Raw genomic sequence first — 22,466 nt, 5'->3', positions numbered from 1 at the left:
ATAACAAAGCCATTTTCAAAACTGGCATTGCCTTTGCAAAACCCTCTTTACCTGCAACGTCGTAAAGAGAGGTTCGTGATGAAAATTGGCGTATTTGTACCTATCGGCAACAACGGCTGGCTAATCTCGACCACCGCCCCGCAATACATGCCTACTTTTGAGCTGAATAAGGCCATCGTGCAAAAGGCGGAGCACTACCATTTCGATTTTGCGCTTTCGATGATCAAACTGCGGGGTTTCGGCGGAAAAACCGAATTCTGGGATCACAACCTGGAGTCCTTCACCCTGATGGCCGGGCTGGCAGCCGTCACCTCGCGCATTCAGATCTACGCGACGGCCGCCACCCTCACCCTGCCGCCGGCGATCGTTGCCAGAATGGCCTCCACCATCGACTCCATTTCCGGTGGTCGCTTTGGCGTTAACCTGGTTACGGGCTGGCAAAAACCTGAATATGAGCAGATGGGGATCTGGCCGGGCGACGAGTATTTCTCCCGCCGCTACGACTACCTGACCGAGTATGTGCAGGTGCTGCGCGATCTCTGGGGCACAGGCAAAAGCGACTTCAAAGGTGACTACTTCACCATGAACGACTGCCGCGTCAGCCCGCAGCCTTCCGCCCCGATGAAAGTGATCTGCGCCGGGCAGAGCGACGCAGGAATGGAATTCTCCGCTAAATACGCCGACTTCAACTTCTGCTTTGGCAAAGGCGTGAATACCCCAGCCGCCTTCGCCCCGACCGCGGCACGCATGAAAGAGGCCGCGGACAAAACCGGTCGCGATGTGGGTTCCTATGTCCTGTTTATGGTCATTGCCGACGAAACCGACGACGCCGCCCGCGCGAAATGGGAACGGTATAAGGCGGGCGCGGACGATGAAGCGCTGAGCTGGCTCACCGAACAGAGCCAGAAAGATACCCGTTCCGGCTCGGACACCAACGTCCGTCAGATGGCCGACCCGACCTCAGCGGTCAACATCAACATGGGCACGCTGGTCGGTTCCTATGCCAGCGTCGCCAGAATGCTCGATGAAGTGGCCGCCGTGCCCGGTGCGGAAGGCGTGCTGCTGACCTTCGATGAGTTCCTGACCGGTGTGGAAACTTTCGGCGAGCGCATTCAGCCGCTGATGCAGTGCCGCGCCCACATTCCTGCCATCACAAAGGAGGTCGCGTAATGACCACGCTTGCAGCACGTCCGGAAGCCATCACCTTTGCGCCGCACCAAAGCGCCCTGATTGTGGTGGATATGCAAAACGCCTATGCCAGCCAGGGCGGCTATCTGGATCTGGCGGGATTTGACGTCTCCGCCACCCGAACGGTGATTGAGAACATTAAAACCGCAGTCAACGCAGCCCGCGCGGCTGGCATGCTGATCGTCTGGTTCCAGAACGGCTGGGACGATCAATATGTGGAGGCCGGTGGCCCGGGCTCTCCCAATTTCCATAAATCGAACGCCCTGAAAACCATGCGCAAACGGCCCGAACTGCAGGGCACACTGCTGGCGAAAGGCAGCTGGGATTACCAGCTGGTGGATGAGCTGGTGCCAGAGGCAGGCGATATCGTGCTGCCCAAACCGCGCTACAGCGGCTTTTTCAACACCCCGCTCGACAGCCTGCTGCGCAGCCGGGGGATCCGTCATCTGGTCTTTACCGGCATCGCTACCAACGTCTGCGTGGAATCCACCCTGCGCGACGGCTTCTTCCTGGAATATTTTGGCGTGGTGCTGGAAGACGCCACCCATCAGGCCGGGCCGGCGTTTGCGCAGCAAGCGGCCCTGTTCAACATCGAAACCTTTTTTGGCTGGGTCAGCAACGTCGCGGATTTTTGCGACGCCCTGAATCCACCGTTAGCCCGTATTGCCTGAGGAACAAGACCATGCCGAAATCCGTGATTATTCCGCCAGGAACCAGTACCCCGATTGCCCCGTTCGTGCCCGGCACGCTGGCCGATGGTGTGGTGTATGTATCCGGCACGCTGCCGTTTGATCAGCACAATAACGTGGTCTACCCCAACGACCCAAAGGCGCAAACCCGCCACGTGCTGGAGACGATCAAAAAAGTGATCGAAACAGCGGGTGGCACAATGGAGGATGTGACGTTCAACAGTATCTTTATCACCGACTGGAAAAACTACGCCGCGATTAACGACATTTACGCCGAATTCTTTCCCGGTGATAAACCGGCCCGGTTCTGCATTCAGTGTGGGCTGGTGAAGCCAGATGCGCTGGTTGAAATCGCGACCGTTGCACACATCGCAAAGTGAGGCGGCCATGAAGCTCTCTGTCTCACCTCCCCCTTACGACGGCGCGCCCACGGTTGTCCTGATTGCCGGGCTTGGCGGGGGCGGCAGCTACTGGCTACCGCAGCTTGCCGTCCTGGAGCAAGAGTACCAGGTGGTGTGCTACGACCAGCGCGGGACGGGCAATAATCCCGACGTGCTGCCGGAAGCCTACAGCCTGGCGATGATGGCCGACGAGCTGGCCCGGGCGCTGAATGCCGCCGGGATCGTTCGTTACTGCGTCGTGGGTCATGCGCTGGGAGCGCTGATCGGCCTGCAGCTGGCGCTCGACCACCCCGATGCCCTCAGCGCGCTGGTGTGCGTGAACGGCTGGCTCACTCTGAATGCTCATACCCGACGCTGTTTCCAGATCCGCGAACGCCTGCTTCATGCAGGCGGCGCACAGGCGTGGGTAGAGGCACAGCCGCTGTTTCTTTACCCGGCCGACTGGATGGCCGCCCGCGCGCCGCGCCTGGAGGCCGAAGAGGCCCTGGCACTGGCCCACTTCCAGGGCAAAAACAACCTGCTGCACAGGCTGAATGCCCTGAAGAAAGCGGACTTCAGTCGCCATGCGTCACGCATTCACTGCCCGGTACACCTCATCTGCTCCGCCGACGATCTGCTCATCCCTGCGGTCTGTTCCACTGAGCTGCAGGCGGCCATCCCCGGCAGCCACAAGGTGGTGATGCGACAGGGCGGGCACGCCTGCAACGTCACCGAGCCAGAAACCTTTAATACGCTGCTGCTGAACGGGCTTGCCAGCCTGCTGCACAGCCCTGAACCCGCTTTATAAGGAGCCCTGATGAGCGAAGCGATTACCCCTGGCGCGCTGGCATCACTGTTTACCGGCGCACGCACCCATAACGGCTGGCAGGCGATCCCCGTCAGCGACGAGACGCTGCGCGAGATCTACGACCTGATGAAATGGGGTCCCACGTCCGCCAACTGCTCGCCAGCGCGGATTGTGTTTGTACGAAGCGCAGAGGGAAAAGAAAAACTGCGCCCGGCGCTTTCCAGCGGCAACCTGGAGAAAACCCTCACCGCCCCGGTCACGGCGATTGTCGCCTGGGATAGTGAATTTTATGAACGCCTTCCCGCCCTGTTCCCCCACGGGGATGCGCGGAGCTGGTTTACCTCAAGCCCGGCGCTTGCCGAAGAGACCGCCTTTCGCAACAGCGCAATGCAGGCGGCTTACCTGATTTTCGCCTGTCGGGCGCTGGGGCTCGATACGGGCCCGATGTCAGGCTTTGATCGCCAAAAAGTCGACGACGCGTTTTTCACCGGCACGTCGCTGAAAAGTAATCTGCTTATCAATATTGGCTATGGCGATACCAGCAAACTCTACGGCCGTTTGCCGCGTCTGGCCTTTGAAGACGCATGCGCACTGGCATAAGGAGCCATCATGATGACACCCGATAAACAAACCTTCCGTGATGCCATGGCCTGCGTCGGTGCGGCGGTCAATATCATCACCACCGACGGTCCTGCCGGGATGGCGGGCTTCACCGCCAGCGCGGTGTGCAGCGTAACGGATTCACCGCCCACGCTGCTGGTATGCCTGAACCGTGGCGCATCCGTCTGGCCGACTTTCAGTGAAAACCGCACCCTGTGCGTCAATACCCTGAGCGCCGGACAAGAGCCGCTATCAAACCTGTTTGGGGGGAAAACCCCGATGGACGAGCGCTTCGCCGCCGCGCGCTGGGAGACCGGCGAAACGGGGTGCCCGCGTCTGGAGGAGGCGCTGGCCTCGTTTGACTGCCGTATCAGCCAGGTGGTGAGCGTGGGCACGCACGACATCCTGTTTTGCGACATCGTTTCGATTATTCGCCACCCCGCGCCGCAAGGGCTGGTGTGGTTTGACCGCGGCTATCACGCGCTTATGCGACCCGCCTGTTAACCCTCCTTAAGGAGTCAGCTCATGGCAATGTTCGGTTTTCCCCACTGGCAGTTGAAATCGACCTCTACGGAACCTGGCGTGGTCGCGCCGGATGAAAGGCTCCCGCTCGGGCCAACCTTAGTGATGGGGGTTCAGCACGCAGTCGCGATGTTTGGCGCAACGGTGCTGATGCCCATGCTGATGGGGCTTGATCCCAATCTGTCCATTCTGATGTCGGGTATCGGTACCCTGCTGTTCTTTTTCATCACCGGCGGGCGCGTGCCCAGCTATCTTGGTTCCAGCGCTGCGTTTGTCGGCGTGGTCATCGCCACCACCGGCTTTAACGGTCAGGGCATCAACCCGAATCTGAGCGTCGCGCTCGGCGGCATTATCGCCTGCGGGCTGGTCTACACGCTGATTGGCCTGGTGGTCATGAAGGTCGGGACGCGCTGGATAGAGCGGATGATGCCTCCCGTCGTCACCGGGGCAGTGGTGATGGCAATTGGTCTGAACCTTGCGCCAATAGCCGTCAGAAGCGTCTCCGGTTCGCCCTTTGAAAGCTGGATGGCGGTGATCACGGTACTCTGCATTGGCCTGGTGGCGGTGTTTACGCGGGGGATGATCCAGCGACTGTTGATCCTGGTGGGATTAATCGTTGCCTGTCTGGTGTACGCCCTGCTGGCAAACGTCTTCGGTCTGGGCAAGCCGGTTGATTTTACGCTGCTGCATAACGCCGCCTGGTTCGGCCTGCCGCAGGTGACGTCTCCGGTCTTTAACACGCAGGCGATGATGTTAATCGCGCCGGTTGCGGTGATCCTGGTGGCAGAAAACTTAGGCCATCTGAAAGCCGTTGCGGGTATGACCGGGCGCAGCATGGACCCTTACATGGGCCGCGCCTTTGTCGGCGACGGTCTGGCTACCATGCTCTCCGGCTCGGTCGGCGGCAGCGGTGTAACGACCTACGCTGAAAATATTGGTGTGATGGCAGTGACCAAAGTTTACTCCACCCTGGTCTTCGTGGCGGCAGCGGTGATGGCGATGCTCCTCGGCTTCTCACCGAAATTCGGCGCGCTGATCCACACCATTCCCGCACCGGTGATTGGTGGGGCATCGATTGTGGTATTTGGTCTGATTGCCGTTGCCGGGGCACGCATCTGGGTGCAACATCGTGTCGATCTGAGCCAGAACAGCAACCTGATTATGGTGGCGGTCACGCTGGTGCTGGGGGCGGGAGATTTTGCCCTGACGCTGGGCGGCTTCACCCTTGGTGGGATTGGCACCGCAACCTTTGGCGCAATCCTGCTTAACGCCCTGCTGAGCCGCCGGGAAGCGGCCGCACCGCAGGGCGACGTGGTACATCAGGACTCTTGATTTATCGCAGCGCTGTCACGCTCTGGCAGCGCTTTTTTCTTCCGTTTCAGCTTCAGCTCACTCACCAGCACGCCGGCGACAATAAACACCGCACCCACCAGCGCCAGCAGCGGTAAACGCTCTCCGGCGATACGCCCGAAAATGCCCGCCCATACCGGTTCACCGGTATAGATAACCGTCGCACGCGTCGGGGAAACGCTGCGCTGCGCCCAGTTCATGGTGACCTGAATAATGGCGCTAAAGATACCCAGCCCCAGCGCCACCACAACCAGCCCGGTGGACATCGGCGGAACAGACTCCCCTGCCGGCACCATGGTGGCAAAAGCCACCAGCGACGCGGTCGCCAGCTGAACCACGGTGACGCGCTTGACGTCCACTTTGCCAGCCCAGGCGCTGATCAGAATAATTTCCGCGGCAATCGCGATAGCACCCACCAGCGTAATGATTTCGCCCGGCCCCAGCGCCAGCAGGTTGTTTTCCGGCCCGGCAAGCAAGATAAGGCCAATAAACGCCAGCACGATCCCCGTGCAGGACATCAGACCCGGTATTCTCCCCAGACAGAGCCATTGCAGTAATGGCACCAGCGGCACATACATGGCAGTGATAAACGCCGATTTGCTGCTGGTGATGGTCTGCAATCCCCACGTCTGCAGACTGTAGCCCATGGCAATCGCAACCCCAATGGCCACCCCGGCCTTCAGTTCTTTAAGCGTCAGCCCGCGCAAGGTTTTAAGCGAGAGTAATCCCACGGCAATCGCCGCCGTCGCAAAGCGCAGGCCGACAAAAAAGAACGGACCGCTCAGCGTGACCGCGTACTGGACGGCGAGAAAGGTTCCGCCCCAGAACATGGTGATCAGAATGAGAAGGGCTTCCTGAGGTTTGACGGAGAATGTGAAACGGGAGAGAGACATGCGGCACCAGCAAATAAGCATCAATCCTCTAGTGTGCGATGCCTTTGGTGACAGTTCAATGTTGCAGAAATAAAAAACCGCCGGGAGATCCCGGCGGCAGGGTATCAGCCCGGCGTATTACTTATTGCTGCCATGACTGTTTTTGCCCCCTTTTTTGCCAGCTTCTGATGCCCGCTGAGGGTCATTTTTGAAATTCCCCCCGCTAGACTGGCCACCTTTACGACCTGCTTCTGATGCTCTTTCACGGTCTTCAGCGAAATTACCTGAACCACCACGATGGTTTGCCATCTCTAACCTCCAGAGTGTGAAACATTAGACATCATATTGCATTCAGTAAAAGAGGATTCTTTCACCGCGCGGCTGAAGGACAGTGCCTTTATCTGTGCCGCGTGAAATTAAGCTTAGTGGAATGCGGCTATCCGGCAAGTCAGAGGTAATATTCTGCAACATGATCTCAGCCATTCGGGTGAGATTACGCGACGGCCATTTATAAGCCTTTCTTATCATTTTAAAAATCCGCAGCGGGAAAGTTGTTTCATTTTGCTACAAAGCGCTTTTGTATCCATATTGTTATAAATCAAAGAAATGCCGTTCATTTTTGCAGTCTGGCTGTGATGACTTATCTTTAAATGAACGCAGCGATCCGCTGTCAGAAAACACAAACGAGGAGTGATGCAAAATGGCAAAAGTTCTGGTGCTCTATTATTCCATGTATGGACACATTGAAACCATGGCTCACGCGGTAGCAGAAGGTGCAAACAGAGTGGACGGCGTAGAAGTTGTGGTGAAACGCGTACCGGAAACGATGCAGGCTGAGGCGTTCGCCAAAGCCGGGGGGAAAACACAAAATGCCCCGGTTGCCACCCCGCAGGAACTGGCTGATTACGATGCCATTATTTTCGGCACCCCTACCCGATTTGGCAATATGTCAGGCCAGATGCGGACCTTCCTCGATCAAACCGGAGGACTTTGGGCATCCGGAGCGTTATACGGCAAACTCGCCAGCGTCTTCAGCTCCACCGGGACCGGCGGCGGTCAGGAGCAGACGATTACGTCAACCTGGACTACCCTTGCTCATCATGGGATGGTGATTGTGCCGATTGGCTACGGCGCGCAGGAACTGTTTGATATTTCCCAGGTTCGTGGCGGGACACCGTACGGCGCCACCACCATTGCCGGTGGCGATGGCTCCCGACAGCCGAGCAACGAAGAGCTCACTATCGCCCGCTATCAGGGTGAGTATGTCGCAGGCCTCGCCAAAAAACTGAACGGCTAACTCAACAGGAGGACAAGTATGCCAACTCAAGAATCCAAAGCCCACCGCGTGGGTGAATGGGCAAGTTTACGCAACACCTCTCCGGAGATCGCCGAAGCCATTTTTGAAGTCGCGAACTATGACGAGAAGCTGGCAGAGCAGATTTGGGAAGAAGGCAGCGATGAAGTGCTGGAACGTGCCTTCGGGAAAACGGACAAAGACGCGCTCTTCTGGGGTGAGCAAACCATCGAACGTAAAAACGTCTGAACGTTTCCCCCCGCCTGAGCGGGGGGTTTTACCTATTTCGCCGCGTTATTCATCACCACATTGAATTTATCGATTGGGCAAAAACCGTTCGCATCAACCGGACACCCCTTCAGCTCCAGCGTCACACGCTGTGCCGGCGCATCCAGTGACAATACGCTGGCGTTACGCAGCTGGTCGGCGCTCTGATAGACATACTCAATCTTCATAAGCTCCTGGTTGGCGTTTTTATCATGCCAGCGCTGGAAAATAATTTTCCCGCCAATTGGCGTCCGCTCGTGCTGGTCATGCAGCTGGTACGGTTTGAAATCCAGCGCCGTAAGCAGCGACGCGATATTGGAATCATGCCCCACCAGCAGGGTGATTTTCGGCGCTTTCGCCTGCCCGGTGACGAGAGCCTGGTCGATATACTTCACCAGCGGTTTGGCCACGTTTTGCGCCACCTCGGTGGAGGTAAACAGCGAGTCCTGATAGCCATTTTTCAGCTGCGACAACACGCGCCACTGCTGATCGGTTTTAATTTCACCCCAGGCAACCTGGTCTGCCGGGAAGCCTTCGTAATACTGCAGCGTGAAGGCATCCACCAGCGAGTTACCGACTTTTAACGGCCCCGATACGCCAGGTTCTTTTTCATAGTCGGCGCTGAAGGTATCTTTCGCCTCTGCCAGCGAGCACACGTTCTTCTCTTTACAGGACGGTGAATCGGCGTAATTCGTCATCTGCTCCAGCAGCTTGTAGCTCTCGCCAAGCTGCATTTTCTGCCGCTCAGTCTCCATCGCCTTCAGCGCTTTTTCACGGAATGCAGGTGAGTTATCCGTAATCACCGGGTTAAAGGTCGGATCCATGGTGCCCATTTTTTCCTGATGATGCACAGGCACATCGCACCCCGGGAAGGCGCCGGTGATAAAGAACTGCGCGGTGGCGACAGTGCGCTGCAGGCTGTTGGCATAGGCATATACGCTATCCGCGGCCGGGCACTCGCCGGTTTTCACCATCCCCTGCTGTGCCAGCCACTCACGCATATAGTGGCCCATATAGACTTCAAGCACGCCACCTTTGGTGGTGAGCTGACCGCCTGGCACCTCCCATTCTGGCCACTGCTTCGGTGTGGATTGCTCGAGCACGCTGCCATTATTGGCGAGCGGCGCGCGCAAATTATGGCGACTCATGATTAAAACTTGTTCCAGCTGATACCCTTCCGGCGTCTCTTGCGCCTGCACGCCAGATGTCACTGCAATGGAACCGGCGATTGCCAGCGCGAGTAGTGCTTTTCTCATCCCTAATTCCTCACTCGTTTTAAAATGTCGCAGTGAGTGTGACAGATTCGTGACAATTTTCCGGGAAGCGTTTCGCAAACTGAGGATTACTTTTCAAGGCGATCGCCGTATTCGCTCATCCAGTCGGCCAGCGGGGAGAGCGCGCTCTGGAGGGTTAACCCCAGCGCGGTTATCTGATACTCCACCCGCGGTGGGATCTCCGGGTAGATAGTGCGCGACACCAGCCCGCGCTGCTCAAACAGGCGCAACTGCTTCGTGAGCTCTTTTTGCGTGATGGGGGCAGCGGCGCGCAGCAGATCGCCAAACCGGACCGGTGCATTGAGCATAATCAGGCGATAGAGCACCGGGATGGCCCACTTACCGGAAATCAGGTTTACAAACTGCGTCATCGGGCAGAGATAAACCTCAGATTTTTTTTCACAGGGTATAGTGAGTGATTCCGCCATAGCACACCTCTTGCCTCATTAGTATCCAAATGGTACCTGGTTTCCTTTCGATACTAACGTTTCTATAGTGCTTTCTCCAGAGTCATTTCAGGAGAAGCACATGGGTCGTTTAGCAGGTAAATATACGCTGATTACCGGCGGTACTTCCGGTATTGGTCTCGCTACCGCGCAGGAATTTATTGCCGAAGGGGCGCACGTTGCTGTCACCGGACGTAACCCGGATACCCTTGCCGAAGCACAACGCATTCTGGGCGATAATGCCTGGGTTATTCCGACTGATGCGGGTGACATCGCCGCGCAAAAAGTGCTGGCGGACACGCTCACCTCTCGCTGGCCACGTCTTGATGCCGTGTTTATTAACGCCGGCGATGTGACGCACGGGCTGCTTGAAGAGTGGCAGGAAGACGCCTGGGATCGCCTGATGGGCATCAACCTTAAAGGACCGTTCTTTTTGATTCAGGCACTGCTGCCGCTGCTCAATAATCCCTCCTCTGTGATCCTGTGCGGATCCGTGAGCGCCCGCATCGGGCTGCCTGCCAGCAGCGTTTATGCCGCCAGCAAGGCGGGATTACTGTCGCTGGCACGCACGCTGTCAGGGGAGCTGTTGCCGCGCGGTATTCGCGTCAACGGCCTGAGCCCGGGTCCGGTGGAAACACCGGCATTTAATAAAACGGGGTTAAGCGAGGAAGCGCTCAAGGCGATACTGGGGGATATCACCAAACTTGTGCCGCTGGGCAGAATGGGCACGCCGACGGAGCTGGCGAAAGCCGCGCTCTATCTTGCCTCTGACGAATCGCGCTATATGGTGGGAACGGAACTGCTGGTCGACGGCGGAATGGGAAACCTGTAGGTCAAAAGGCGCTGATGCCGGTGACGATGCCGACATACAGCGCCGCCCATACGACGGCTGAAATCAGGCTTACCGCGTACACCTTCGCCGCGTTCAGTCTGAGCATGCCCGCTGCCAGCGGGACGATATAGCGCAGCACCGCCAGGAAACGCGCGGTAAAGAGCACCAGCACGCCGTTTTTCTGCAGCTGATGTTGTACCCGCAAAAATTTCTCGGCGTGCCGGGAGGTAAAGCGCGTGACCAGCCGCGTGTGGCCCATCAACTGGCCGATATGATAATTCAATACCGACCCTGTTGCGGCACCCGCCGCGACAGCCAGCCACGTCAGTCCCGGATGCAGGCTGGTCTGGCTGACGGTGATCCCTGCCAGCAGCATCACCGAGGCCGGCGGAAGCACGGAGGAAACCAGTACCGTAGACTTGCTCAGCGCGATGACGAAAAGCAGCGCGAACAGATGCGTCGGATAGAGCGCAAAATGATTCAGCAGATTGTCAAACCACGTCATATTCCACCCCGCAGCGTTCGTGATGCTGACCATTAGAAACGAACAACCTTAAATGGGGTATCAACCGCTCAGACCTCCAGCAGGAAGGCATTAACGACACGCGAAAATGTCAGCGCCATTTAGAAACACAGAGGTGTGGAATTATACTCTCTTGAGCAATAACCTCCGTCATTGATGAATAATCGATGTCATTAATACGCGGGATTAAATTATTGTTCTAAACGTTTCTTAAACGTCTTTTAAATTCCACAGCGCGATTTTTAAAGTGGCGTATTATCCCTCTCGTTTTACAACGATCTCGTTATGGCGAGGCTCCTGTACAAATACACGTTATCGCTCTGGTGGGTTCGAGAGAACCGGCACAGGGTAAAACAGGCACTGTCGAATCAAGGCTTTGTCAGTATAACTTCCCTTACGGGATACGGTGTACAGTGCTGAACCCAGGACGTGGGGATCTCCTCTTCGACATGCCCTGTCTTGCTCGCCCCTGAGAGATTTTATTATTCAAAGGGAATTCACTATGTCTTACGCTATTCACAATCAAAACCTGGCATTCAATGACAGCGCAATCGCGCAATATATGAATACCGATTTTATCGTCCTCGATATTTCATTATGCGTGGCGCTGGCACGCGAGCAATTTTTCGAAAAATTAAAAGACGATGATATTCCATCGCATATTTTCCTCGAAGATAACGGTCGGCTGGCGGGCATGGTTGCGGTGCGCAAACTGCTGCAGACCGCCGATACGGTACAGCCGGTGAAAACGCTGATGATTTCTCAATTTCTGCAGGTCAAACCGGAAGACGAGCGTGCCGATGTCGCCGGGCTGCTGGCCCACGGCGAGGCGGATGTCGTGCCGGTGGTCACGCACGGTAAAGTGGTAGGCTGCCTGACCGAACGCGAAATCGCCCATCTGCTGGAAGATGATGTCACCGAAGATGCCCAGCTCCAGGGAGCAACGCTGCCGCTGGAAAAGCCGTATCTGGAAACCAGCCCCTACAGCCTGTGGAAAAAACGCTCCGTCTGGCTGCTGCTGCTGTTTGTCGCTGAAGCCTATACCAGCTCGGTTATTCAGCACTTCGAAGAGGCGCTGGAATCCGCCATTGCCCTGGCCTTTTTTATTCCGCTGCTGATAGGGACCGGTGGGAACAGCGGGACGCAGATCACCTCCACGCTGGTGCGTGCAATGGCGCTGGGTGAAGTGCGTCTGCGCGACGTTGGCCGCGTGTTACGAAAGGAGATGACCACCTCGCTGATGATTGCCGCCACGCTTGGTCTTGCCGGGTGTGTTCGCGCCTGGATGATGGGTATCGGGCTGGAAATTACCCTTATCGTCAGCCTGACGCTGGTCTGCATTACGCTGTGGAGTGCGATTGTCTCGTCAGTTATTCCGATGGTACTGAAGCGCTGCGGCATTGACCCGGCCGTCGTTTCCGCGCCCTTTATCGCGACGCTTATCGACGGAACCGGTCTGATTATCTACTTCAAGATTGCGCAGTACACGCTGGGGCTGGAATAAGAGTGCAGCACCTCACCCACCGGGATGAGGTGCTCACCGTTTTACATATCGCCAAGCTGATGTGCGATATCACGAAGCTGTTGCGCCAGCGCCTGCAGGTTTTTGCCCTTCTCACCTTTCGGCCCGGTCGACTGCCGCACCACCAGCCGGGCAGGCAAAATGGATGACATGCGCACGGCATTGTCTTCGCCACTGTCAAGAATGCGGCGCACCGCCTCTTTCCCCTGCAGATCCAGGTCCAGCGATACCGTGGTCAATGCCGGATAGAAGAATGAGCTTTCGTAGGTGTCATCGTAGCCAATCACCGATTTTTCACCCGGAATGGAAATCTGATGCTGATGGAAAGCACTTAGTACCCCCAGCGCCATCTGGTCGTTGGCCACCAGCACGGCAGAAAATTGCGGCGTCTCGCGCAGCATCTGCAACGCACCCGCGTAACCGCTCTGCGCATCCCAGTTCCCGCGGATCACCGAGGCCGGCTCCAGACCGTAACCTTTCAGGGTTTCAATCCAGCTTTTCAGCCTGAGCTGCGCCGAGACAGAAGAGGCTGGCCCCGCCAGCAACGCGATTTCCCGGTGCCCCAGTTCGTAGAGATATTTGACGCTGGCACGGGTGCCATCTGCCGGGTTAAACGAAACGTTAAACACGGAACTGTAAGGGTCAACGTCGAGGAACAGACAGACGATATCGTCGTTGTCCGTCGCGATTTTCTGCGCCTGCTCTGCTTCCAGCGGGACGTTGATGATCACCTTACTGACGAGCTGAGATTTCAGTTCATTGATCGAATCCTGGATGCTGTGGTTGACGTTCTCATCAATCATGGAGATCAACACCTGATACCCTTCCACATTTGCATAGCGTTTTACCGCCGCGGCGACCTGTGACGGCGCATGCAAAGCCAGCGAAATCGTCACCAGTCCGACGGTCTGGGTCTGCTTTCCGACCAGCTGCTGCGCCAGGCGGTTCGGGACATACCGCAATAACTCTATGGATTTCTCCACCTTGTGACGCGTGGCTTCGGATACATTGGCAGATTTATTCAGTACCCTGGACACGGTCTGATAGGAGACGCCCGCATGGCGTGCGACGTCCTCTAACGTTGCGCTTTTCGACTTCATGGTCCGGTTCCTTATGTTGTTATGCGCTGATTGTATCAGGGGCGATATAAAAAAACGCCCACTGGGCACTTTCGGCTGCCATAACACCATCAAAAAGTATTACGTTCACAATACTACATTTCTGGTCACACCTCATCAATCGTAACAAAATTGGCTATTTTATTTGCACTTAATCACAGATTAACGATCACGCAATTGCCAGAAAAAAGGTTTAGGCATTTTATGACAGCGGATTTGTGAACGTATTACAAAACAATAAGAGGGTAACAATGAACACGACGATCCGCTCTGTATCTGTTGCGTTGGCTGCCGCGTTAGCGTCTCCTTCGCTGTTTGCAGCGTCTTCAGTACCAATTGATTTTCATGGGTATCTTCGCTCCGGTGTGGGCGTCTCACGGGATGGTGGGATGGAGGAGTGGCAAAAAAATAAAATTGGCCGTCTGGGTAACGAGGCGGATACCTACGGCGAGCTGGAGCTGGGCTCAGAGGTGTACAAAAAGAACGATGTCAGCTTCTACCTCGACAGCATGGTGAGCATGGTCTCTGACGGCTCTAACGACAATGAAACCACCTTCGGCGACGATGCGCAGTTCGGGTTGCGTCAGCTGAATCTGCAGATCAAGGGCCTGATCCCCGGCGATCCGAACGCGGTGATCTGGGGCGGTAAGCGCTACTACCAGCGCCATGACCTGCACATCATTGACACCAAATACTGGAACATCTCAGGCGCGGGTGCCGGTATCGAAAACTACACGCTCGGACCGGGTGCGGTGTCCGTGGCCTGGATCCGTGGCGATGCCAACGACGTGGACTATCGCGTGGACGGCGATAGTGACGTCAATATCAACTACATCGACCTTCGCTATGCGGGCTGGAAGCCGTGGGCGGGTGCATGGACTGAAGTGGGCATTGATTACGCCATGCCAAACCCCACCAATAAGCAGAAAGAGTACGGTGGGCTGTATGAGGCCGACAACGGCGTCATGGTCACCGGTGAGATCAGCCAGGACATGTTAGGCGGCTACAACAAGCTGGTGCTGCAGTATGCGAACAAAGGCCTGGCGCAGAACATGGTGTCCCAGGGCGGCGGCTGGTATGACATGTGGAACTACGTGAACGACGCCAGCGGCTACCGTGTGATTAACACCGGCTTAATTCCGATTACGGACAAGCTCTCCTTCAACCACGTGCTGACCTGGGGCGCGGCGGATGACACCACGCAATTCACCGATAAATCGCGCCTTGTCTCTCTGGTGGGTCGCGCGCAGTACCAGTTCACCGAATACGTGCGTCTGATTGGTGAAGTGGGCGGTTTCTACCAGAAAGATACCTACACCGACGGCTCCAGCTACAAGCAGAGCGGAGAGAAGTACACCCTCGCACTCGGACTGGCGGATGGGCCTGATTTTATGTCGCGTCCTGAACTGCGCGTCTTCGCCTCTTACCTGAATGACTCCGAGAAAGGACAATCCTTCGAAGACGGCACCGCAAATAATACCTGGAATTTTGGCGTGCAGGTGGAAGCCTGGTGGTAATGTTTATTTCCTGATATGCGTTAATCGTTATTGTATCTCCAACAACTGGCAGTCTATTCTCCTCGTTTGGGATAGCCATTATTTTGGCTATCCCTTTTTTAATGTTAATGATTAAAATGCGCATCTAATAATTGCCGCAAGGTATCAGACTGCCGGCCAAATATGGCATGCACCTGCTGGCCAATAATAATTACGCCCAGCGCCCCCTCCTGTTGTAACGCCTGCGTATCCACCTTATTTAAATCTTTTACCGTGACGCGCAGACGGGTAATGCAGGCTTCAACATGTTCGATATTATCGTCGCCGCCAAATGCAGGAATTAAACGCTGAGTTATTTCACTGTCCATAATACGCCTCTCTGTTATGCAGATAAAAAAATGCCTGCTCATAGAGCAGGCGCCTTCAGATTGATTAGCCAGGGTTGTACGACGCGACGCCCTCAGCGACTACGCTTTACGCCTGAGTACCCGACAATCCCACGGCAGCAGAGCAGTATCACCCGCGGCGGCGGCATCGGTCATGCAGTCGGTATACCCCTGCGGCAGCGTAATGAGCTGCTGCTGGGCGGTGTAGTTCTGCACAAACACCCACGTGGTTTCGCCGTCCGTGCGGGCCGTTGCCACTACACCCGGTGGGAAATCGCATTCCATGGCCCGCGGCAGCGCCAGTTCGTCAATAATCCCGGCGAAGAAATCACGCTGGAACGGCAGATCGTTGCGCGACGCCACATGCCACGCTTTCCCCTTACCGAAACGGTTCACCGTCACGGCAGGCCGACCGGCGTAGAAATCATCCCGGTAGGTCGCCAGCGGCTGAGCGTTTTCGACATGGATCAGTTCGCACAGATGGCGAACCTGATACGGGCCCTGCAGGCCAGCCGCATTACCCGCCAGCCCCTGTATCAGATTACGTTCTCCCTCACCGAGACAGTCGATCTCTTCTGCCCAGATGCCGAGCAGTTTACGCAGCGGCCCCGGGAACCCGCCGAGATGACAAAGATCGCTTTCATCCACGATGCCGCTCCAGTAGGTGGTCACCAGATGGCCGCCCCCGGCGACAAACGCTTCTGCGCGTTCGGCGAAGCCTTCCCGCACCATATAAAGCATCGGCGCAATCACCAGCGCGTACTGGCTGAGATCGCCGTCGGCATCAATCACATCCACCGCGATGCCTTTTTCCCAGAACGGACGGTAGTGTTCGTTAACGGTTTTTTCGTACTCCATCCCCATGTTGCGCGGCCCTTCGGCATCGTCCAGCGCCCAGCGATTTTGCTGGTCGAAGATAATCGCCACCCGTGCCTGCGTGCGACACCCGACCACCCCCGGCAGGCGCTCAAGCATTTCGCCAAGACGCGTCACTTCGCGCCCGACACGCGTATCAAGATGCCCCACGTGGTCGATAACCGCCCCGTGGAATTTCTCCACCGAACCGCGGCTTTTACGCCACTGGAAGTACTGTACGGCATCGGCCCCGTGTGCCACCGCCTGCATTGACGAGAGAATATGCATCCCCGGCTTTTTCAGCTTGCTGGTCGGCTGCCAGTTGGTGGTGCTCGGCGTGGACTCCATCAGCACAAAAGGTTTGCCGCCTTTCAGGCTGCGCATCATGTCGTGGTACATGGCGGTATAGCAGGCGAGCTGGGTTTCGTCTTTCTCCTTGTGCCACATCGGGTAGCTGTCCCAGGAGATAAAGTCGATCGCTTTCGCAAGCTGCCAGTAGTCGTAATCGTAGAAGTACTCCATGAAGTTGGTCGTCACCGGCAACGCTGCGTTGACGGCTTTTAGCGGCGCAACCTCATGGCGGCAGAAATCTGTTACCTGCGCCGTATTAAAGCGGCGCCAGTCGAGGTTCAGACCGTGAATGGACACCTCGCCCTGCGGCGCAGGGGACTCAATCTGCGACCAGTCGCTATAGGTGTGGCTCCAGAAGGTGCTCCACCATGCGTGGTTCAGCGCATCCAGGGTTTTGTAGCGCGCTTTCAGCCAGTCACGAAAGCGCTCCTGGCACAGATCGCAGTGGCACTCACCGCCGTACTCATTGGAGATATGCCAGCCCAGCACCGCCGGGTGCTGTGAATAACGCTCAGCCAGTAAGGTATTCATTTTGAATGTCTTGTCACGGTACACAGGGGAAGACATACAGTGGTTATGACGCCCACCGTGCAGCGCAGGCACGCGGTTACGCCCTACGCGCAGCACCTGCGGGTATTTTTGCGACATCCATGCCGGTCGCGCACCGCTCGGCGTGGCGAGGAAAATATGGATCCCCGCTGAATATAATTTATCAATGACGTTATCCAGCCAGACAAAATCATATTCCCCTTCACGCGGTTCGAGCTTCGCCCAGCTAAATATGCCCACCGACATGACATTACATTTCGCCTGCTGCATCATGGCAATATCTTTTTCAATAATACCGGGGTAATTCTCCCATTGCTCCGGGTTATAGTCGGCGCCATGCAATAACGCAGCGACCTTCGAACTTAAAGGCGCAAATTTATTCATATTAAAAACGTCCTGAAGTGAAACAGAATACTATTTAAATACCGTTATCGACGGCAGCACTTTGCCATGACAATCAAATAACGCCTGGTTTTCGCGGGCATTTCCCTCTTTCCAGTCATCATGGATATATTTCATGCCGGTTTTGGTGGCCCATGTGGTGCCCGGTACGGCAATCCAGGTCGGCTCCCAGTAGAACAGACCCTTACCGCGACGATCGGGAACGTCAATCACGGCCTGCATTAAATCGTGGATATAATCGTACTGACCCTGCACGGTGCCGGGATAGCCACCGTCCTTCTCTTCTTTGGCCTGGAAACTGTTTTCTGCGTTATCGCAGTTCTCCAGCGTATAGCCATAGGCCGCTTCCACCACAATGACGTCTTTGTTATAGCGTTTGCTGATGTCGTCCATATTGGCTTTCAGCGCGCCGATCGGACCATTCCAGTAGGTGTACATCGACAGGCCGATAATATCGAACGGCACATCGCGCTTCGTGATCTCATCAAACCACCAGCGGAAGGTGTCATTTTTAGTGCCTTCGGCCAGGTGCAGCATAATTTTCACCTGCTCGCCGTCGGTCAGGTTCTCTTTCATCCCGCTGATTGCGGCGTTGAGTAACCCGGATACGCGGTCAAACTCGCCGCCACCCTGCCCCCAGCTTTTGCCTTCCGGCCAGAGTATTCCGCCATTGATTTCATTACCAATCTGGACCATGTCCGGCAGCACGCCCTCTTTTTTAAAGCGGGCAATGGTGTCGCGCGTATAGTCATGGATTGCCGTTTTAAGCTGCGGGTAATCCATCTTCTCCCAGGCTTTTGGTTTGAACTGTTTGCCCGGGTCGGTCCAGAAATCGCTGTAGTGGAAATCGAGCAGGAGTTTTATGCCCTGGGCCTTCACGCGCTTCGCCAGCGCCAGCGTGTTTTCCAGATTGTTACTGCCGCCCCCGTAGGTATTTCCGTTGGCATCCTGCGGATCCACCCACAAACGCAGGCGCACATAGTTCACGCCGTTGGCTTTCAGAATGGCAATCGCGTCCTGCTGCTGGCCATTCTGGTTATAAAATGTTGCGCCATGCTGTTCCGCCTCGAGCAGCGTCGAGATGTCCGCCCCCTTAATAAAGTCTGCCGGCATGGCGTTAAAAGGACGCGTTTTTACCCCGTCCGCGGCGAACGCACTCGCGGCAAGACCGCAAGAAAGACAAACAGCAAGCAAAGCGGGTTTGAGTCTTTTCATGGTTATCCCTTAGTACTCCCGGAGGTCAGACCGGAGACGAAGTATTTTTGTAAGGCCAGATAAAGGATCGCGACCGGCACCGCAATCAGCACCGCGCCTGCCGCGTAGGTGGTGTAACTGGCACCCATTTTTTGCGCCACCAGGTTATAAAGCCCGATGGGTAAGGTGTATTTGTCCGGGGTGCGCAAAATGGTGCTGGAGAGAATGAAATCCCCCAGCGGCCCGGTGAAGGAGAACAGCGCCACCACCGCCACAATGGGTTTGGAAAGCGGCATGATGATCTCGATGAAGATGCGGAAGTTACTGGCTCCGTCCATGCGCGCGGACTCATCCAGATCCTTAGGAATGGCGTCCAGGTAGCCCTTCATCAGATAGGTGTTCATTGGGATCATGCCGCCAACGTAAATCAGCACCAGCGCCAGATGGCTGTTGATTAAGCCCAACAGCTGAGAGAGCACGAAGATGGCAATCAGCGCCGAGAACTGCGGGATCATCTGCAGCAGCAGGAAGAGCATCAGTCCGTTCTGCCGCCCCTTAAAGCGAAAACGCGAGAAGGCATAGGCGGTAAAGCTAACGCTGATTAAGGTCAACACCATGGTCAGGAAGCTGATTTTCATCGAGTTCCAGTACCACGTCATGTAGTTCACCTGACCATTAAACAGGTCAGCGTAATGCTGGAACGACAGGTTCTGCGGAATAACAGAGGAGCTTAACAGGCTGTTGCCCGCGTTGAGTGAGGCGCCCACCGTCCACACCAGCGGGTAAATGATGATGACCGACACCAGCACAATAACCAGCCAGGAGAGTGAAAGGCGGACCCATTTCTCACGTTTAATACTTTGTGATTTAGCCATTGTTACGTCCCTTACGCCATGTCGTCATTTTTGAAAGATTTGGTGGCGCGGAACTGCCATAGCGCCAGGCCGACGACAAAAACAGACAGCAGGATGGTGATGGTCGCCGCAATGGCATATTGCGAAGATGACATCGTCAGTTTGTAGATCCACGACACCAGAATGTCGGTGCCGCCCGCATTCGACCCCACCACCGCCGGTCCGCCGTTATTGAACAGATAGATGATGTTGAAATTATTGAAGTTAAAGGTGTATTGCGTAATCAGGATCGGCGCAATGGCGTAGAGCACCAGCGGCAGCGTAATGGTCCGCAACCGGGTCCAGCTGCTGGCGCCGTCCATGGTGGCCGCTTCATACAGGTCATCAGGAATGGCCTGCAGCACGCCGGTGGTCATGGCGAAAACAAACGGGAAACCAAGCCAGGTTTGCATCATGATCAGCGCCGTTTTGGTCCAGAACGGATCGGTCATCCAGCCTTTAGGCGCAATCCCAAAGAAGGCCAGAATGGCGTTGTTAATCACCCCGAACGAGTCATTAAACATCCCGGCGAAAACCAGGATGGTGACAAAGCCCGGCACCGCCCACGGCAAAATAAAGATGGTACGGATCAGCGGCTTAAAGCGTAAATCTTTCTGGTTCACCAGAATCGCCAGCAGTACGCCCACCGTACACTGCAGCGTAGTGGCGAGCAGCGTCCAGACCACCGTCCACTGCAGCACTTCGAAGAAGGTGGAACGCCAGATAGAGAGCGTAAAGATATTGATGAAGTTCTTAAACCCGACCCAGTCAACCAGCTTAGCCGGCGGCGTGTGGTAGAGGTTGTAGTTGGTAAAGGCGATGGCAAACCCGAACAAAATGGGAAACACCACCACAAACACCAGCAGGATAAAGCCCGGGGTGATCATCAGATACGGGAAGCCGTCGCTCAATAGCATCTGATACTGTTTACGCACGCTGTTAAGCTGCAACCCTTCGTCACGTTTCAGGCCATTGACCCACGCGTCACGCATCGACAGGTAATACACCATCACGCCGAACGCAGCGATTAACACGCTGATGATCCCCTCCGCCAGCAGGAAGATGGAGTTGTCGCGCGGCACCTCCTCACCCAGCGTCACCAGTCCCCACAGCCCTTCGCGCAGAAAATCAGCAAATACGCCGATAAAACTGGCAAGCAGCACCAGGAAGATGACCCCTTTCAGCCACTGACGGTGGTAAAACTGACCGAAGCCGGGAATGACCGCCAGCAGCAGGCTGGTCCAGGCGTGACGCCCGGCCACGCGCGGTTTGGCAAAATGTTCCGGGATGATACTCACAAACAACTCCTTTCAAAAAACGGGAGAGACACCCTCCCGTTCTGCGACGTCAGAAAACTACTGGTTGCTGGCCTGCATGGCTTCGATTTGCATCTGAACCTGTTTTTCTGCGCTGTCGAGCGCGGCTTTCGGATCCTGTTTACCGGTCAGGCTCAGCTCGAGGGCCGCGTTCGCCGGAGCCCAGACTTCACCCATTTCCGGAATGCCCGGCATCGCTGTCGCCCGTGCGGCCTGCACGGCAACCGCGCTGGCTTTCTCGTCGTTCTTAATGAGCGGATCGTCAATCATCGCGGTCAGCGGCGGAATTTCTCGCGTCGCGATATAGCGCGTTTTGACGTACTGCGGCTGGTTGATAAATTCGATAAATTTCTGCGCCATGGCTTTGTCTTTGCTCCAGGTAGAGACGACATAGCCCTTCACGCCCAGGAATGAACTCATTGGCTTACCGTCCGGCAGCGTCGGCAGCGGCGCAACGCCGTAGTTAATGCCCGCCGCTTCATACGGCTGGAACGCCCACGGACCGTTGATGACGGCTGCCGCTTTTTTCTCGGTAAACAGAGAATCGATCGCGTTCAGACCGTTATCGCCGATGATCCCCGCCGGGAACACGTCATCGGTATAGAATTTTTTCAGGTAGGTGACCGCGTCTACCGCGCCCGGCTTGTTCAGGCCCACGTCGCTGGCGTTATAACCGCCTTTATCGTTTTTACCGAAGATGTACCCGCCCATCGGGGAGATAACCCCCCAGCTGTAGTAAATCTGGTCGAACTTGGCGAGCAGGCCGTACTGGTTTTTGGCGCGCTGCTGTTTAGAAAAGTCATACCAGTCCTGAAGTGAGTTGAGCGGCTTCGCGATCAGGTCTTTGTTGTAAATCAGCACCAGCGTCTCAACCGCTTTCGGCACACCGTAAAGGGTGTTATCCATTTTGAAGGCATTTATCGACGCCGGCGTGTACTGTTCGGTCTGCTTCGCCTCCAGATTCAGGGGGGTCAGCAGCCCTTGCACAACCGCGCCGCCGAGTTGATCATTGGGAATGACCAGCACGTCCGGGCCAATTCCTGCCGGGCCGTCGAGGCGCAGTTTTTCCAGCTGCTGCGCGTAAGGCATCTCCTGCAGGTTAACCTTAACGTCGTACTGCTTTTCGAAATCGGCGACCGCGTCTTTAATGCCGGACGACTTTTTGATGTCTTCCCAGACGTTAAGCTGCGTGGTGGCGTGAGCCTGCACCGCGAGCGTAGAGAGGATCAGAGCAGCGAGTATGTTCTTTTTCATTATCAACCTCATGTGAAGGTATAACAATTTTATGGTTGTTATTGCATTTCACCGCCATACACCTTCGCCAGAAAACCGACTAAAA

At 56.0% G+C, this 22,466-nt stretch carries 24 protein-coding genes and 1 riboswitch; of the genes, 12 read left to right on the top strand and 12 right to left on the bottom strand.

The window, feature by feature from the left end; translation table 11 throughout:
- The first annotated feature begins 78 nt into the window (after positions 1–78).
- From rutA to rutG, 7 genes are read left to right on the top strand one after another with little or no spacing between them, the layout of a single operon-like run.
- The gene (rutA, locus tag L462_RS19365) at positions 79–1,170 is read left to right on the top strand and encodes a pyrimidine utilization protein A (RefSeq protein ID WP_025204484.1); all 1,092 of its coding nucleotides are present in this window, start codon (positions 79–81) and stop codon (positions 1,168–1,170) included.
- Positions 1,170–1,859, top strand: a complete 690-nt coding sequence (gene rutB, locus L462_RS19370; protein WP_032677852.1) for a pyrimidine utilization protein B — start codon at positions 1,170–1,172, stop codon at positions 1,857–1,859. The genes rutA and rutB overlap by 1 nt, the downstream gene beginning before the upstream one ends.
- Positions 1,860–1,870: 11 nt before the next feature.
- The gene (gene rutC, locus L462_RS19375) at positions 1,871–2,257 is read left to right on the top strand and encodes a pyrimidine utilization protein C (RefSeq protein WP_020884718.1); all 387 of its coding nucleotides are present in this window, start codon (positions 1,871–1,873) and stop codon (positions 2,255–2,257) included.
- Positions 2,258–2,264: 7 nt separating this feature from the next.
- Complete coding sequence (gene rutD, locus L462_RS19380; RefSeq protein WP_020884719.1) at positions 2,265–3,065, top strand: pyrimidine utilization protein D; 801 nt, start codon at positions 2,265–2,267, stop codon at positions 3,063–3,065.
- A 9-nt stretch (positions 3,066–3,074) separates the two neighbouring features.
- Positions 3,075–3,665 (top strand): malonic semialdehyde reductase, encoded by a 591-nt coding sequence (locus L462_RS19385; RefSeq protein WP_025204485.1) that lies wholly within the window; start codon positions 3,075–3,077, stop codon positions 3,663–3,665.
- A gap of 9 nt (positions 3,666–3,674) precedes the next feature.
- On the top strand, positions 3,675–4,169 hold the full coding sequence (gene rutF / locus L462_RS19390) for an NADH-dependent FMN reductase RutF (RefSeq protein WP_014169496.1): 495 nt from the start codon (positions 3,675–3,677) through the stop codon (positions 4,167–4,169).
- Between the two features lie 21 nt (positions 4,170–4,190).
- Positions 4,191–5,519, top strand: a complete 1,329-nt coding sequence (gene rutG / locus L462_RS19395; RefSeq protein ID WP_014169495.1) for a pyrimidine utilization transport protein G — start codon at positions 4,191–4,193, stop codon at positions 5,517–5,519.
- Here rutG and L462_RS19400 read toward each other — a convergent pair.
- Complete coding sequence (locus L462_RS19400; RefSeq protein ID WP_032677851.1) at positions 5,507–6,430, bottom strand: DMT family transporter; 924 nt, start codon at positions 6,428–6,430, stop codon at positions 5,507–5,509. The two genes, rutG and L462_RS19400, sit on opposite strands and share 13 nt — an antisense overlap.
- A 117-nt stretch (positions 6,431–6,547) precedes the next feature.
- Positions 6,548–6,718 carry a con-10 family general stress protein gene (locus L462_RS19405; RefSeq protein WP_001273664.1) on the bottom strand — a complete coding sequence of 57 codons (171 nt, stop codon included), beginning with the start codon at positions 6,716–6,718 and terminating at the stop codon, positions 6,548–6,550.
- Positions 6,719–7,109: 391 nt separating this feature from the next.
- On the opposite strand from L462_RS19405, the gene wrbA reads away from it, so the two are divergent.
- Together wrbA and L462_RS19415 are read left to right on the top strand one after the other, a co-directional pair.
- Positions 7,110–7,706 carry an NAD(P)H:quinone oxidoreductase gene (gene wrbA, locus L462_RS19410; protein WP_014169491.1) on the top strand — a complete coding sequence of 199 codons (597 nt, stop codon included), beginning with the start codon at positions 7,110–7,112 and terminating at the stop codon, positions 7,704–7,706.
- Between the two features lie 18 nt (positions 7,707–7,724).
- On the top strand, positions 7,725–7,952 hold the full coding sequence (locus L462_RS19415; RefSeq protein WP_014169490.1) for a YccJ family protein: 228 nt from the start codon (positions 7,725–7,727) through the stop codon (positions 7,950–7,952).
- 32 nt (positions 7,953–7,984) lie between these two features.
- Here the strand turns inward: L462_RS19415 and agp are convergent, their stop codons facing one another.
- Both agp and L462_RS19425 read right to left on the bottom strand, forming a co-directional pair.
- Positions 7,985–9,226 carry a bifunctional glucose-1-phosphatase/inositol phosphatase gene (agp, locus tag L462_RS19420; RefSeq protein ID WP_032677850.1) on the bottom strand — a complete coding sequence of 414 codons (1,242 nt, stop codon included), beginning with the start codon at positions 9,224–9,226 and terminating at the stop codon, positions 7,985–7,987.
- Positions 9,227–9,312: 86 nt separating this feature from the next.
- Positions 9,313–9,672: a winged helix-turn-helix transcriptional regulator gene (locus L462_RS19425; RefSeq protein WP_020884724.1), complete on the bottom strand. Its 360-nt coding sequence runs from the start codon at positions 9,670–9,672 to the stop codon at positions 9,313–9,315.
- Positions 9,673–9,772: 100 nt separating this feature from the next.
- Between L462_RS19425 and L462_RS19430 the strand changes: the two genes are divergently transcribed.
- Positions 9,773–10,522, top strand: a complete 750-nt coding sequence (locus L462_RS19430) for an SDR family oxidoreductase (protein WP_032677849.1) — start codon at positions 9,773–9,775, stop codon at positions 10,520–10,522.
- A gap of 1 nt (position 10,523) precedes the next feature.
- Here the strand turns inward: L462_RS19430 and L462_RS19435 are convergent, their stop codons facing one another.
- On the bottom strand, positions 10,524–11,027 hold the full coding sequence (locus L462_RS19435) for a DedA family protein (RefSeq protein WP_025204489.1): 504 nt from the start codon (positions 11,025–11,027) through the stop codon (positions 10,524–10,526).
- A gap of 290 nt (positions 11,028–11,317) precedes the next feature.
- A riboswitch (M-box (ykoK) riboswitch) is annotated at positions 11,318–11,487 on the top strand.
- Positions 11,488–11,547: 60 nt separating this feature from the next.
- Between L462_RS19435 and L462_RS19440 the strand changes: the two genes are divergently transcribed.
- Complete coding sequence (locus L462_RS19440) at positions 11,548–12,549, top strand: magnesium transporter (protein ID WP_032677848.1); 1,002 nt, start codon at positions 11,548–11,550, stop codon at positions 12,547–12,549.
- Positions 12,550–12,590: 41 nt separating this feature from the next.
- Here L462_RS19440 and L462_RS19445 read toward each other — a convergent pair whose 3' ends face one another.
- Positions 12,591–13,667: a LacI family DNA-binding transcriptional regulator gene (locus tag L462_RS19445; protein WP_032677847.1), complete on the bottom strand. Its 1,077-nt coding sequence runs from the start codon at positions 13,665–13,667 to the stop codon at positions 12,591–12,593.
- 269 nt (positions 13,668–13,936) lie between these two features.
- Between L462_RS19445 and L462_RS19450 the strand changes: the two genes are divergently transcribed.
- Entirely contained in the window at positions 13,937–15,202 is a 1,266-nt protein-coding gene (locus L462_RS19450; RefSeq protein WP_032677846.1) for a maltoporin, read from the top strand.
- 104 nt (positions 15,203–15,306) lie between these two features.
- Here L462_RS19450 and L462_RS19455 read toward each other — a convergent pair whose 3' ends face one another.
- From L462_RS19455 to L462_RS19480, 6 genes are all read right to left on the bottom strand, one after another.
- Positions 15,307–15,549, bottom strand: coding sequence for a PTS sugar transporter subunit IIB (locus L462_RS19455; protein WP_025204491.1), 243 nt, complete (start codon positions 15,547–15,549; stop codon positions 15,307–15,309).
- A 99-nt stretch (positions 15,550–15,648) separates the two neighbouring features.
- Positions 15,649–17,706 carry a beta-galactosidase gene (locus L462_RS19460; protein ID WP_032677844.1) on the bottom strand — a complete coding sequence of 686 codons (2,058 nt, stop codon included), beginning with the start codon at positions 17,704–17,706 and terminating at the stop codon, positions 15,649–15,651.
- A gap of 30 nt (positions 17,707–17,736) precedes the next feature.
- A complete protein-coding gene (locus tag L462_RS19465; protein ID WP_032677843.1) occupies positions 17,737–18,939 on the bottom strand; it encodes a glycoside hydrolase family 53 protein in 1,203 nt (400 codons plus the stop codon).
- A 2-nt stretch (positions 18,940–18,941) separates the two neighbouring features.
- Complete coding sequence (locus L462_RS19470; protein WP_014169479.1) at positions 18,942–19,793, bottom strand: sugar ABC transporter permease; 852 nt, start codon at positions 19,791–19,793, stop codon at positions 18,942–18,944.
- Positions 19,794–19,804: 11 nt separating this feature from the next.
- A complete protein-coding gene (locus L462_RS19475; protein ID WP_032677842.1) occupies positions 19,805–21,109 on the bottom strand; it encodes a carbohydrate ABC transporter permease in 1,305 nt (434 codons plus the stop codon).
- A 57-nt stretch (positions 21,110–21,166) separates the two neighbouring features.
- On the bottom strand, positions 21,167–22,381 hold the full coding sequence (locus tag L462_RS19480) for an extracellular solute-binding protein (RefSeq protein WP_032677841.1): 1,215 nt from the start codon (positions 22,379–22,381) through the stop codon (positions 21,167–21,169).
- Positions 22,382–22,466: the final 85 nt, after the last annotated feature.

Source organism: Enterobacter sp. BIDMC 26 (assembly GCF_000534435.1).
In the GTDB taxonomy this organism is placed as follows: Bacteria; Pseudomonadota; Gammaproteobacteria; order Enterobacterales; family Enterobacteriaceae; genus Enterobacter; species Enterobacter ludwigii.
The sequence above is the reverse complement of the archived record's forward strand: the minus strand, read 5'-3'. Positions and strand labels throughout refer to the sequence as shown.

What these genes read in the sequence shown, in the direction of transcription:
- rutA (WP_025204484.1), top strand. Translation starts at nt 79, where the DNA reads ATGAAAATTGGCGTATTTGTACCTATCGGCAACAACGGCTGGCTAATC.
- rutB (WP_032677852.1), top strand. Translation starts at nt 1,170, where the DNA reads ATGACCACGCTTGCAGCACGTCCGGAAGCCATCACCTTTGCGCCGCAC.
- rutC (WP_020884718.1), top strand. Translation starts at nt 1,871, where the DNA reads ATGCCGAAATCCGTGATTATTCCGCCAGGAACCAGTACCCCGATTGCC.
- rutD (WP_020884719.1), top strand. Translation starts at nt 2,265, where the DNA reads ATGAAGCTCTCTGTCTCACCTCCCCCTTACGACGGCGCGCCCACGGTT.
- L462_RS19385 (WP_025204485.1), top strand. Translation starts at nt 3,075, where the DNA reads ATGAGCGAAGCGATTACCCCTGGCGCGCTGGCATCACTGTTTACCGGC.
- rutF (WP_014169496.1), top strand. Translation starts at nt 3,675, where the DNA reads ATGATGACACCCGATAAACAAACCTTCCGTGATGCCATGGCCTGCGTC.
- rutG (WP_014169495.1), top strand. Translation starts at nt 4,191, where the DNA reads ATGGCAATGTTCGGTTTTCCCCACTGGCAGTTGAAATCGACCTCTACG.
- L462_RS19400 (WP_032677851.1), bottom strand. Translation starts at nt 6,430, where the DNA reads ATGTCTCTCTCCCGTTTCACATTCTCCGTCAAACCTCAGGAAGCCCTT.
- L462_RS19405 (WP_001273664.1), bottom strand. Translation starts at nt 6,718, where the DNA reads ATGGCAAACCATCGTGGTGGTTCAGGTAATTTCGCTGAAGACCGTGAA.
- wrbA (WP_014169491.1), top strand. Translation starts at nt 7,110, where the DNA reads ATGGCAAAAGTTCTGGTGCTCTATTATTCCATGTATGGACACATTGAA.
- L462_RS19415 (WP_014169490.1), top strand. Translation starts at nt 7,725, where the DNA reads ATGCCAACTCAAGAATCCAAAGCCCACCGCGTGGGTGAATGGGCAAGT.
- agp (WP_032677850.1), bottom strand. Translation starts at nt 9,226, where the DNA reads ATGAGAAAAGCACTACTCGCGCTGGCAATCGCCGGTTCCATTGCAGTG.
- L462_RS19425 (WP_020884724.1), bottom strand. Translation starts at nt 9,672, where the DNA reads ATGGCGGAATCACTCACTATACCCTGTGAAAAAAAATCTGAGGTTTAT.
- L462_RS19430 (WP_032677849.1), top strand. Translation starts at nt 9,773, where the DNA reads ATGGGTCGTTTAGCAGGTAAATATACGCTGATTACCGGCGGTACTTCC.
- L462_RS19435 (WP_025204489.1), bottom strand. Translation starts at nt 11,027, where the DNA reads ATGACGTGGTTTGACAATCTGCTGAATCATTTTGCGCTCTATCCGACG.
- L462_RS19440 (WP_032677848.1), top strand. Translation starts at nt 11,548, where the DNA reads ATGTCTTACGCTATTCACAATCAAAACCTGGCATTCAATGACAGCGCA.
- L462_RS19445 (WP_032677847.1), bottom strand. Translation starts at nt 13,667, where the DNA reads ATGAAGTCGAAAAGCGCAACGTTAGAGGACGTCGCACGCCATGCGGGC.
- L462_RS19450 (WP_032677846.1), top strand. Translation starts at nt 13,937, where the DNA reads ATGAACACGACGATCCGCTCTGTATCTGTTGCGTTGGCTGCCGCGTTA.
- L462_RS19455 (WP_025204491.1), bottom strand. Translation starts at nt 15,549, where the DNA reads ATGGACAGTGAAATAACTCAGCGTTTAATTCCTGCATTTGGCGGCGAC.
- L462_RS19460 (WP_032677844.1), bottom strand. Translation starts at nt 17,706, where the DNA reads ATGAATAAATTTGCGCCTTTAAGTTCGAAGGTCGCTGCGTTATTGCAT.
- L462_RS19465 (WP_032677843.1), bottom strand. Translation starts at nt 18,939, where the DNA reads ATGAAAAGACTCAAACCCGCTTTGCTTGCTGTTTGTCTTTCTTGCGGT.
- L462_RS19470 (WP_014169479.1), bottom strand. Translation starts at nt 19,793, where the DNA reads ATGGCTAAATCACAAAGTATTAAACGTGAGAAATGGGTCCGCCTTTCA.
- L462_RS19480 (WP_032677841.1), bottom strand. Translation starts at nt 22,381, where the DNA reads ATGAAAAAGAACATACTCGCTGCTCTGATCCTCTCTACGCTCGCGGTG.